The sequence below is a fragment of the Streptococcus sp. 29887 genome, from assembly GCF_032595075.1.
Taxonomy (GTDB): Bacteria; Bacillota; Bacilli; order Lactobacillales; family Streptococcaceae; genus Streptococcus; species Streptococcus iners.
In genome coordinates this window covers 1,684,525-1,694,944 of the sequence record NZ_CP118735.1, presented here as the reverse complement: position 1 = coordinate 1,694,944, position 10,420 = coordinate 1,684,525, and the positions used below count along the sequence as shown (strand labels likewise).

Annotated in this window: 9 protein-coding genes; all 9 read left to right on the top strand. The window is 42.5% G+C overall.

The window, feature by feature from the left end:
* The first annotated feature begins 143 nt into the window (after positions 1-143).
* The 9 genes from PW252_RS08230 to PW252_RS08190 all read left to right on the top strand — a co-directional run bounded on the left by PW252_RS08230 (position 144) and on the right by PW252_RS08190 (position 10,279).
* The gene (locus PW252_RS08230) at positions 144-890 is read left to right on the top strand and encodes a lysophospholipid acyltransferase family protein (protein ID WP_248050988.1); all 747 of its coding nucleotides are present in this window, start codon (positions 144-146) and stop codon (positions 888-890) included.
* 194 nt (positions 891-1,084) lie between these two features.
* The gene (locus tag PW252_RS08225) at positions 1,085-2,614 is read left to right on the top strand and encodes an ABC transporter substrate-binding protein (protein WP_248050987.1); all 1,530 of its coding nucleotides are present in this window, start codon (positions 1,085-1,087) and stop codon (positions 2,612-2,614) included.
* 3 nt (positions 2,615-2,617) lie between these two features.
* The gene (locus tag PW252_RS08220; protein WP_248050985.1) at positions 2,618-3,385 is read left to right on the top strand and encodes an ABC transporter ATP-binding protein; all 768 of its coding nucleotides are present in this window, start codon (positions 2,618-2,620) and stop codon (positions 3,383-3,385) included.
* Between the two features lie 15 nt (positions 3,386-3,400).
* On the top strand, positions 3,401-4,144 hold the full coding sequence (locus tag PW252_RS08215) for an ABC transporter ATP-binding protein (RefSeq protein WP_248050984.1): 744 nt from the start codon (positions 3,401-3,403) through the stop codon (positions 4,142-4,144).
* 2 nt (positions 4,145-4,146) lie between these two features.
* On the top strand, positions 4,147-5,082 hold the full coding sequence (locus PW252_RS08210; RefSeq protein WP_248043681.1) for a DUF2817 domain-containing protein: 936 nt from the start codon (positions 4,147-4,149) through the stop codon (positions 5,080-5,082).
* Positions 5,083-5,477: 395 nt separating this feature from the next.
* On the top strand, positions 5,478-6,413 hold the full coding sequence (locus tag PW252_RS08205) for an ABC transporter permease (protein WP_105118382.1): 936 nt from the start codon (positions 5,478-5,480) through the stop codon (positions 6,411-6,413).
* Between the two features lie 8 nt (positions 6,414-6,421).
* Positions 6,422-7,255, top strand: a complete 834-nt coding sequence (locus PW252_RS08200; protein ID WP_248050983.1) for an ABC transporter permease — start codon at positions 6,422-6,424, stop codon at positions 7,253-7,255.
* 143 nt (positions 7,256-7,398) lie between these two features.
* Positions 7,399-8,058 (top strand): helix-hairpin-helix domain-containing protein, encoded by a 660-nt coding sequence (locus tag PW252_RS08195; RefSeq protein WP_248050982.1) that lies wholly within the window; start codon positions 7,399-7,401, stop codon positions 8,056-8,058.
* Entirely contained in the window at positions 8,042-10,279 is a 2,238-nt protein-coding gene (locus tag PW252_RS08190) for a DNA internalization-related competence protein ComEC/Rec2 (protein WP_248050981.1), read from the top strand. Before PW252_RS08195 ends, PW252_RS08190 begins: the two co-directional genes overlap by 17 nt.
* Positions 10,280-10,420 lie beyond the last annotated feature (141 nt).

Here is a 10,420-nt window from a genome sequence, read left to right as displayed (position 1 = left end):
TAGCGCTGGGCTTTTTGCCCAGCCTCTAACCCGAGCCTGAAAACACGAAAGCGAGGACTAACTGTGAGAAAAGTTTTATAACTTTGGTCTAGGGGTATCAATCTATTTATGCTATAATAGGGGAGATTGAAAAGGAGAAGTCTATGTTTTATTCTTATCTACGAACGCTATTAACTTTTTTACTTTGGGCTATCAATGGCAATATTCATTATCATGACAGAGAAAATATTTTGCCAAAGGAAGAAAATTATATCCTCATCGCCCCGCATAAAACCTTCTGGGATCCTGTTTTTCTGGGCTATGCGGCTGCACCCAAGCAGTTTATCTTTATGGCTAAAAAAGAACTCTTCAAGGACCGAGGGTTTGGCTGGTGGATTTCAAAATGTGGAGCATTTCCCATTGACCGTGACAATCCTGGTATGGCAGCCATCAAGTATCCTGTCAACATGTTGAAAAAAAGTGACCGCTCACTTGTCATGTTCCCGTCTGGTAGCCGTCATTCATCTGAACTCAAAGGTGGAGTAGCAGTCATCGCAAAGTCAGCCAAGGTCAAACTCATGCCAGCAACCTATGTGGGACCAATGACTATCAAAGGACTTTTAGCTGGTGAACGAATTGACGTAGCCTTCGGAAATCCAATCGATATTTCAGACATCAAGCGCATGGATGACGCGGGTACGGCAGAAGTGACCAGCCGTATCGAAGCGGAATTCAAGCGATTGGATAACCATGCAGCTTCTTTCCAGACCAAGAAAAAGCCAAATATCTTGACCTATATCTATCGTATTCCTGTGCTCCTACTGGTTGCCCTTATTCTAGGTCTAACCTATGTCTTTAGCTATATCGCTAGTTTTTTCTGGCAACCAAGCACGCAGTTGGATAAAAAATAGGATGATGAAACTCGCTGATGGCGGGTTTTTTGTTTCTTTCAATGTGCTAACAATATATTTGGAGCACCATATTTTTTTAATATTAGAATTATACAAAAAATAATCATAAAAATTTTTGTAAGCTCTTTACATTCTTGTCTTTTTTGGTATACTAAAAGCATAATATATAAATATTTACACATAAGGAGTTCGTCATGAAGAACTATAAAAAAATGTTGGCAATGGGTTTGGCTACTCTAGTATTGGGAGCATGCGTACCGACACAAACTGTTCCAGGTGCAAGTACTGACACCATTAACATTGGTTACTCTCAACTTCCGGCTAATATCCATCCAGCTGAAGATTACAATGGCTGGTTCACCGTGCGCTACGGTGTCGGAGAAACCTTGTTCAAATTGAACAACGATTTACAAGTAGAACCTTGGTTAGCTGAAAAAATCGAATCGATCAGTGATTTGGAGTGGAAAATTACTTTAAAAGATAATGTTACTTTCCAAAATGGTGAAAAAATGACAGGTGAAAAGGTCAAGCAGTCATTGGAGCATCTTCTATCGAAGAGTGATCGAGCAAAAGCGGACTTAGGAATTACGTCTATCAGTGCAGACGGTCAAACGGTTATTATAAAAACAGAGCAACGACAACCTATCATGGCTAACCTCTTAGCAGAGCCATATTCGGTCATTATTGATGTTAGTGCAGAGCCGCTAGCAAAACAAGGACCGGTTGCTACAGGTCCTTATAAATTAACCAAATATATTGCAGAGAGTGGTGCCGAATTGGAAGCCTATGAAGGCTACTGGGCAGGTACACCAAAAACAAAGAATTTAAAGATTAAGTACTTTACAGATGCAACAGCTATTGCTGCTGCTCTAAAATCAGGTGAAGTGGATGCGGTATATGGTCTGCCTTATGCCAACCTTGAAACCTTCAAATCAGACAGTAGCAATTTTAAAACTTCTGAAGTAGAGGGATCCAGATATGTTCAATTTAGCTATAACTTGGAGCAAGCAGAAGGTCAGGATAAACAATTCCGCCAGGCTTTAGATACTCTGGTAGATAAGGAAACTTACACTGCTTCCTTGTTCAAAGGTGCAGCTAAAGTAGCAGATACTGCTTTTCCAAATAACTTCGAATTTGCCTTGGGAACAAGTGTTCACGAGTACAATGTAGAAAAAGCAGTACAATTGTTGGATGAGGCAGGATACAAAGATACAAACGGAGATGGACTAAGAGAGGCCAATGGTCAGAATATAAAATTGGACTTGGTCACTTATAATCGTCTCGCAGAGATGCCATTATCTGTTCAAGCTTTCCAACAACAACTGAAGGAAGTTGGTATTGATTCGGAAATTATCACTGTGGACAAAGCGACTACGGCGGTTTCTGAGAATATATATGATGTCCTCACCTATACAGTAGTTGCAGCCCCAATTGGGGATCCATATGCCTATTACAAGAGTGTCTTTTATACTAACGGATCTGCAAATATTGCCCACTATTCAAATCCAGCAGTAGACAGCCTTATTGATCAGTTGCAGGTTGAGCCTGATCAAGCAAAGCGTAATGAATTAAGCAAACAAATTCAAAAATTAGTAGATGAGGATTATATCTTTACCTATATTGGTCATTTTAAAGTAGCACTTGTCATGGACAATAATCTTCAAGGCTTTGAATCACATGCGACAGATTATTACCATGTGACAAATCAGATTGTGAAGGAATAATATATGCTAGATATTAGCAATTTAACTATCTCCTCTCCAAGTCGTGATATTTTGGATGATGTCAGTCTTAGAGTGGCAAGTGGAGAAAGTATCGCTATTGTCGGTGAGAGTGGGAGTGGAAAAACAACTTTAATCAAGAGTATTCTAGCCCTTCCATTAACGAGCTTAAGGCAGACAGCTGGTCGCATTCAGTTTGAGGGACAGACCATCCAGTTAACCAATAAAAGGCAGGAACTGCCTTTTATTGGTATTGATATTGCTTGGATTACTCAAAATGCTAAAGCAAGTTTTAATGAAAAGCGGACTATCTGGGCACATTATCAGGATTTGTATAAAACCTATAGTAAATATAGTAGCGACTTACGAACCTTGGAGGAGTGCTTTTCCTTAGTTGATTTACCCTATAGTAAGGAAATCACTAGAAAATACCCTTTTGAATTTAGTGGTGGACAGATGCAACGAATAGGGATTGCACTTGCCTTGGTGGCGAAGCCCAAGCTACTCTTAGCAGATGAACCAACCAGTGCCTTAGATGCCCTAAATAAAAAAATACTTGTTCACTTACTAAAGAAATTGCATAAAAACGAAGGGATAACTCTTGTGATAGTGACCCATGACATGAGTGTTGCAAAGGATATTTCAGAACGCTTAGTTGTGATGAAGGATGGTAAGATTGTTGAAACTGGTAAGACTTTCGAGGTTTTATCCCATCCAAAGGAAGCCTATACGAGAAAATTACTAGCTGCCATCCCAAGGTTAAGAACAGTCTAGAAATGGATGTAGAGTATGAAAAGTATTTTACGATGTCAGAATTTAACCTATTTTTATAAAAATGATGTAGGTATAAAAAACATTAACTTTGAGTTATTTACAGGTCAAGCACTAGGGCTGGTTGGTGAAAGTGGAAGTGGAAAGAGTACGATTGCTCAATTGCTTTGTCGATTAATGACGTTGCAAGAGGGGAGTATAACATTGTTTGATAAACCTTTTCAGACAGTATCAGACAAAGAATTCTACAGGCTTGTTCAATATATCCCTCAAAATCCTCAGGAGTTTTTTCATCCTAAGAGAAGGATTAAAGAGAGTTTGGAAGAGGCTATTGATAATTTTAAGCTTTTTCCAGGTGAGAACAAACTAGATGTGCTGATGCGTTCTATTTCAGAAGTTGGTCTGAAGGAAAGTCATCTCTATCAATTTCCCCATCAATTAAGCGGGGGAGAGTGTCAGCGTGCTAGTATTGCTAGAGCCTTATTGGTCAATCCTTCTCTTATTATTTGTGACGAAGTAACGAGTGCTTTGGATGTGACCATCCAGGCTGAAATCATGAAATTATTAGGGAAAATAAAAGAAAAGCATGATGCCGCTTTTCTTTTTATCGGCCATGACATTGCCTTGGTTAGTCAGTTTTGTGAACAGATTATCGTTTTAAAGGATGGTCAAGTAGTTGAGCAGGCGGATACCTTGGCCATGGTCCGTCATCCACGAAGTAGCTATACCAAGCTACTCTTAGAAGCTTATGGAAATGGTTAGATATGGTAATTGAACTTGTTGAACAGGCTCCTTGTAATACCTGTGTTAAGGATAATTTTGCCATTGCAGATAATTTTTCACTCCCCTATACATTGATAAAAGGAGGAGGGAGCCGCCCCTTGGTATTGATTACAGCAGGCGTACATGGTTGTGAATACGTTGGTATAAAAACAAGTATGTCTTTAGTGGAGGATATTGAACTCAAACAATATAAAGGATCAGTATTGCTTCTCCATACTGTTAATCCAACGGGTTTCTATCAAAAAATGACCAGCTTAGTACCAGAGGATATGGTTAACCTCAATCGGATATTTCAAAATAGTTATCAAGAGCCGACCTTGAGTTATCATATCAAGCAGTTTTTTAGAGAGCGCTTGTTACCGCATGTTGACTATCTCATAGATTTGCATGGTGGCAATAAGGAAGAGCTTCTGACTCCTCATGTTTATTATTCGATTTTAGGAGATTCATCAGTTATTCACCAATCTAAAGAACTTGCCCAAGTAAGCGGCAGTCCAGTTATTTTTGCGTCATCCGATGTTGGTGGTCTGTATCAGGCAGCAGCTATTGATTATGGCATTCCTAGCATTTTATTAGAGCAAGGGGATAGCGGAACCTGTCTGCCTGAAGATGTTCATAAAATGAGAGAATCTGTACGAGCTCTTTTAGCATCTATTTTTGAAGGAAAAGAAGCACCAAAGTCCGACCAAGTCTATTATCAGAAATCCTATTCGTTTTATAGTGGTCATCTAGCTTGTTGGACCTGTTTTGTAAGACCAGGAGATAGGGTTAATAAGGGCCAAATTCTTGGTCAATTACATACCCTACACGGAGATGTCTTGGAGGATTTTTTTGCCTTGGAAACAGGTCTAGTCCTTTATCAGAAGTCAAATTTGGTCACACATATAGGAGAATCGTTAATAACCATTGCATACTAGCTTGGGAGTGGGAAAGAACTCGACCATTCCTAGAAGAGTTCGTCAACAAGTCCTTATTTCCAATTGTTGAGCTGAAACAGTCTATCCCCAGACTGTTTCACTCCCACCCCGCACAGCTCCAACAGTCAGAGTAGTGACTGTTGGAGGTTGGAGATAGAGCGAACAAGGTTCGTTACAAAAAGGTTCAGTGAACCTTTTGAGGTTGGAGATAGAGCGAACAAGGTTCGTTACAAAAAGGTTCAGTGAACCTTTAACAGTCCACTGTACTGTTAAAGCCAAGCAACCACTGCGCTGAGATGTTGACACTAACTTTGAGAAGCGGTGCTGGGCTTGAGCCCAGCCTCCGCATGAGTGCTTGTCTGGCAACCTGTATTTGTTGAATCAGAAGGAGAACTATGTTAAAGAGTATTACAAAGATAGTATTAAAATTTATTCTTATCCTATTTTGTGTCAGTTTTATCTCATTCTTGCTTTCTTATCTGGCTCCAGGAGATCCTGCTGAAGCTATTTTGAACCAAGAAGGTGTTCCAGTCACTCAAGAACTGTTGGATTTAACGAGAGAAAAGTTAGGATTAAATGATCCTTTTCTAACTCAGTATTTCAGATGGCTGTCAAAAATTGTGGTCTTTGATTTTGGCGTGACCTACAATACTGGCGCACCCGTATGGGATCAATTAGTGTTTTATTTTCCAAATACCCTCTACCTGTCAATGTATATTCTATTGACTACCCTGTTCATGTCTGTTCCCACAGCCTTGGCAATGGCTTACAAGAAGGATAGTTTGTTTGATAGGTGCTTGATGTCCCTGCTAGGTATTTTGAATGCCATTCCTACCTTTGTTTTCGGGATTATCCTTATATTAATTTTCTCAGTTCACTTAAAATGGTTCCCAGTGCAATCAACTGCTAATTCCTTGGGGATTGTTTTACCGGTGGTGACCCTGGCCTTAGCTATGTCATCTGTTTATACACCGCAACTACGAACGGCTTTTCTTGAGGAACTACACAACCCTTTTGTAGAAGGGGCTAGGGGAAGAGGCATCAGTGAATGGCGCATTATCATTTTTGATGTTTTACAAAATACCGTGCCGTTTATCATTACGTTAGTTAGTCTTTCTATGGGGGCCTTGGTCAGCGGAGTGACCATTATTGAACATTTGTATTCATGGCCAGGGATGGGTAAACTCCTAGTGACAGTCGTAGCAAATCAGGATTATCCCATTATTCAAGGAACTGTGCTTTTTGTAACGGTAGGAGTATTAACGGTTAATCTGGTGTCACAAGTTGTAATTGCTTGGCTAAATCCTAAAATTCGTTTAGGGAATAAGTAGGTGGAGATATGCTAAAAGGAAATAAAAGGTTATTGATTTTAGGGTTCATTCTTCTTGCTTGGCTAGTGCTGATGTATGTCCTTCCCTATTTTTTTACTGACAGTATTACCAAGGTGGATTTAGGCCATGCCTTGCAAGGACCAAGTCAATCAGAGTGGTTTGGGACAGATGCGCTTGGTCGCTCTGTTTTTGCACGGGTAATGAGTGGCGGTAGAGAAAGTATTTTTTCAGGCCTATTGGTCTTGTTTACCATCGTAACTATTGGCTCCTTGATTGGTATCTCTAGTGGATTAGTTGGTGGTAAGGTTGATCAGGTTATTTTGCTTATTATTACAGCTTTCCAAGCCTTTCCTGCCATTGTCTTGGTTATTGCCATAGTTGGGATTTTAGGTGTTGGGCTCCAGCAGACTGTATTGGCCATGTGCATGGTAGCTTGGACCAAGTACGCTTATCTGACACGTTCCATCACCCTACAACTAAAAGAAGAGTCCTACATTAAATCAGCTAAAATGTATGGAAATGGTTTTTTGGCAACCATCACCAATTATTATATTCCAATGATCAAACCTCAAATATTGACAACCATGAGTTTTGATATTGGTATTGTCATTATGGAGATTTCGGGACTGAGCTTCATTGGTTTAGGCGCGCAGGTGCCTAGTCCAGAATGGGGAACTATGATCAATGACGGGAGGATTTATATTCAGGAAGCACCGTGGATTGTCATTTTTCCTTGTATCATGCTCATGATTACCATTTTACTCTTTACGAAATTTGGGGATGAATTGAAAAAGCATTATAATAACGAAGTGACAGATTTTCCTCTTCAACTATCGGAATAGGAGCTTGAAACGAAATTGTACTAAATAGCAGAAAGTATTCAAGTAATCGTTTTAATCTTGATAATCGGACAAAATATGAAAATCTCGGCTTATAAGGCCGGGATTTTCGTGTTTTTTACGCACTATATAGGTGGAGGTAATTTATGGATACAATCAAAACTTATATAGAAATGCTTAAAGAATACAAGTGGCAGATTGCTCTGCCAGCAGCTGCAGGTTTGCTTCTGACGACATTCTTAATGTTCAGTCAACCTGCCAAGTCTGATCAGACAGGACTGACAGACTTTCCACAGACCGAGCAAACTTCTAGCAGCTCTGAGTTGGTCGAGGAAAACAGTACAGAAGAAAGTGAGGAGTCCAGCCAGCTGGTCGTTGATGTCAAGGGAGCGGTGGAAAAGCCGGGGCTCTACACTTTAGAAGCTGGTGCGCGTGTTAATGATGCGGTTGATGCGGCTGGCGGTTTGACCAGTCAGGCAGACCCCAAGTCTATCAATCTGGCTCAGAAGCTCAGCGACGAGGCGGTGGTCTATGTGGCCAGCAAGGACGAAAAGATCTCGGTGGTAGCCAGCACGACTGCCAGCTCTGCTATGTCCCCAGAAGGAAATGAAAGTAAGGTCAATCTCAACACGGCGACCGAGGCGGATCTGCAGACCATTTCCGGTATCGGTGCCAAGCGGGCGGCGGACATTATCGCCTATCGTGAGGCCAATGGTGGCTTCAAGTCGGTGGACGACCTCAACAATGTGTCGGGTATCGGCGACAAGACCATGGAAAGCATCAGGCCTTATGTCACGGTCGATTAAGCTCCCCTGCCAGTCCATCCACTTGGCAGTATTGGCGGTGGCGGTCTATTTTGTAGTCCACTCGTTTTCCCTCTTGACAATGGGCCTGCTGAGTCTGTTACTAGTTGTCTTTTGGTTTCGGCAAGGTAAGACGGTTTTCCTCAGAACGCTGCCGCTTCTAGCCTTGTGTGGTCTGTTTTTCTGCTACCAAAAGGTCCAATGGGAGCGAGCAGATCGGTCAGCCCCCAGCCATGTCGAACAGGTCCAGCTGATTCCCGACACCATCAATATAAACGGGGACAGCCTGTCCTTCCGCGGTCGGGCTGACGGACAAACCTATCAGGTGTTCTACAAATTAGCCAGTCAGGAGGAGCAGACTTATTTTCAAAAGTTGACAGATTTGGTCTGGCTTGAAGTGGAAGCAGAGGTCAGCCTGCCAGCAGGTCAGCGGAATTTCAAGGGCTTTGATTATCAGGCCTATCTGAAAACACAGGGGATTTATCGGACAGTCACGATTACGGCGATAAAAAAGATTTCCCCAGTCCAGTCTTGGAATGTCTTTGACTGGCTGTCAAGCGGGAGGAGGCAGGCCTTGGTCTATATCAAAACCAACTTTCCAGCTCCTATGAGCCACTACATGACAGGGCTTTTGTTTGGGGAGCTGGATAGTGATTTCGACCAGATGAGTGACCTCTATTCTAGTCTAGGAATCATTCATCTCTTTGCCCTGTCAGGTATGCAGGTTGGATTTTTCATCGATAAGTTTCGCTGGATTTTACTGCGTTTGGGCTTGACCAAGGAAACGGTTGATAAATTACAAATTCCCTTTTCCCTTGTCTATGCGGGCTTAACTGGCTTTTCTGTGTCGGTTGTGCGGTCCTTGGTCCAGAAAATTCTGGGTAATATGGGCTTGCGGAAGCTGGATAACTTTGCGGTGACGGTCTTTGTCTGTCTGCTGATTCTGCCCCGATTTCTGCTGACAGCTGGCGGTGTCCTGACATTTACCTATGCTTTTTTGCTGACGGTTTTTGATTTTGAGGACTTGGGGCAGGTCAAAAAGGCTGCGGTGGAGAGCCTCAGTATTTCACTGGGAATTTTGCCGGTACTTATGACCTATTTCTATGCCTTTCAGCCGTTGTCTATCCTCCTGACCTTTGCCTTTTCCTTTGTCTTTGATGTCCTGCTCTTGCCAGGCTTGTCGGTCATTTTTCTTCTATCGCCCTTGGTTAAGATTACTTGGGTCAACGGATTTTTCGTCTTGATGGAAAAAATCATTGTCTGGGTGGCGGATTTGGGCTTGCGACCTTGGATACTGGGCCAGCCGTCTGGGGTAATTCTTGTTCTCTTGCTGGTCTGTCTCTTCTTACTTTACGATTTCCACAGGAAAAAGAAATGGCTCTTAGGACTGAGCTTGGTCCTCGCTCTGCTATTTTTCATAACCAAACACCCGCTGGAAAACGAGGTGACGGTGGTGGACATCGGGCAGGGGGACAGCATCTTTTTGCGGGATATGCGGGGACGGACGGCTCTGATTGATGTAGGCGGTCGGGTCGATTTTGCGGCTAAGGAGGAGTGGCAGGAGCGGTCTTCGCAGGCAAATGCAGAGCGGACCTTGATTCCCTATCTGCATAGTCGAGGTGTGGATAGGATTGATAGTCTAGTGCTGACTCACACCGATACGGACCATGTGGGCGATGTGCTGGAAGTAGCTAAGCAGGTTCAGATTGGTCGGATTGTCGTGTCGCCGGGAAGTCTGACGGTACCTGACTTTGTAGCAACTCTGAAAAAAATCAATGTGCCTGTCCATGTGGTAAAAGTGGGCGACCGCCTGCCGATGTTTGACGCCTATCTGGAGGTCCTCTATCCAGACGGGACAGGCGACGGTGGCAATAATGATTCCATTGTCCTTTACGGTCGCTTGTTGGAAACCAATTTTCTCTTTACAGGGGACTTGGAGCAAGGGGAGCTGGACTTGATAAAAGCTTATCCGCGACTACCTGTCGATGTCCTCAAAGCTGGTCACCATGGCTCCAAAGGTTCTTCCTATCCTGAATTTTTAGACCATATCGGTGCCAAGATTGCCCTGGTATCAGCTGGAGAAAATAACCGCTACAAGCATCCCCACCAAGAAACCTTGGACCGCTTTGACAGTCGGAATATCCAAGTCTATCGTACCGACCAGCAAGGAGCCATTCGTTTCCGAGGTTGGAAGGAGTGGACGATTGAGACGGTGAGGGAGTGATGATTGAAGAGGTTGCTTTGAAATAATGGTTTTCATTAGTTTCCTGACGGTTATCGTTGGGAAATTTTTTTGATTCTATAAGATTGCTAGCGTTTTCTTTGCATTTCACGTTTATTACTTATATAATTGTAGTAGAGTTTT